Consider the following 1,237-nt stretch of genomic DNA (forward strand, 5'->3'; position numbering starts at 1 on the left):
CGACGACACTTCTTGGGGTTGTATGGTTAAGTGACTAAGCGTACATGGTGGATGCCTTGGCAGTCAGAGGCGATGAAGGACGTACTAACCTGCGATAAGCCGTGAGCAGTCGGTAAGAGACATTACGACTCACGGATTTCCGAATGGGGAAACCCACTTAGCATAAGCTAGGTATCGCTGCGTGAATACATAGCGTAGCGAGGCGAACCGGGAGAACTGAAACATCTAAGTACCCCGAGGAAAAGAAATCAACCGAGATTCCCTCAGTAGCGGCGAGCGAACGGGGATTAGCCCTTAAGCATCTTGGAAGTTAGTGGAACGGTCCTGGAAAGGCCGGCGATACAGGGTGATAGCCCCGTACACGAAAACAACCTTGATGTGAAATCGAGTAGGGCGGGACACGTGACATCCTGTCTGAATATGGGGGGACCATCCTCCAAGGCTAAATACTCCTGACTGACCGATAGTGAACCAGTACCGTGAGGGAAAGGCGAAAAGAACCCCTGTGAGGGGAGTGAAATAGAACCTGAAACCGTGTACGTACAAGCAGTGGGAGCCCTTCGGGGTGACTGCGTACCTTTTGTATAATGGGTCAGCGACTTACATTTTGTAGCGAGGTTAACCGTATAGGGGAGCCGTAGGGAAACCGAGTCTTAACTGGGCGTCTAGTTGCAAGGTGTAGACCCGAAACCGGGTGATCTAGCCATGGGCAGGTTGAAGGTTGAGTAACATCAACTGGAGGACCGAACCCACTAACGTTGCAAAGTTAGGGGATGACCTGTGGCTGGGGGTGAAAGGCCAATCAAACTCGGAGATAGCTGGTTCTCCCCGAAAGCTATTTAGGTAGCGCCTCGGACGAATACTACTGGGGGTAGAGCACTGTTTGGGCTAGGGGGTCATCCCGACTTACCAACCCCATGCAAACTCCGAATACCAGTAAGTAATATCCGGGAGACACACGGCGGGTGCTAACGTCCGTCGTGAAGAGGGAAACAACCCAGACCGCCGGCTAAGGTCCCAAAGTTCTGGTTAAGTGGGAAACGATGTGGGAAGGCTCAGACAGCTAGGATGTTGGCTTAGAAGCAGCCATCATTTAAAGAAAGCGTAATAGCTCACTAGTCGAGTCGGCCTGCGCGGAAGATGTAACGGGGCTCAAACCAGGCACCGAAGCCGCGGATTCACGCTAAGCGTGAGTGGTAGGGGAGCGTTCTGTAAGTCTGCGAAGGTGTGTCGAGAG

The 1,237-nt window shown here is 52.6% G+C and carries 1 rRNA gene (cut by a window edge); it reads left to right on the forward strand.

Annotated features, from left to right (window positions below):
• Nucleotides 1-24: 24 nt before the first annotated feature.
• A 23S ribosomal RNA gene (locus tag OKC29_RS22825) occupies nucleotides 25-1,237 on the forward strand (it continues 1,765 nt past the right edge of the window).

Origin of the sequence: Aeromonas sp. QDB34 (genome assembly GCF_027705405.1) — a bacterium.
GTDB classification, from domain to species: Bacteria; Pseudomonadota; Gammaproteobacteria; order Enterobacterales; family Aeromonadaceae; genus Aeromonas; species Aeromonas hydrophila.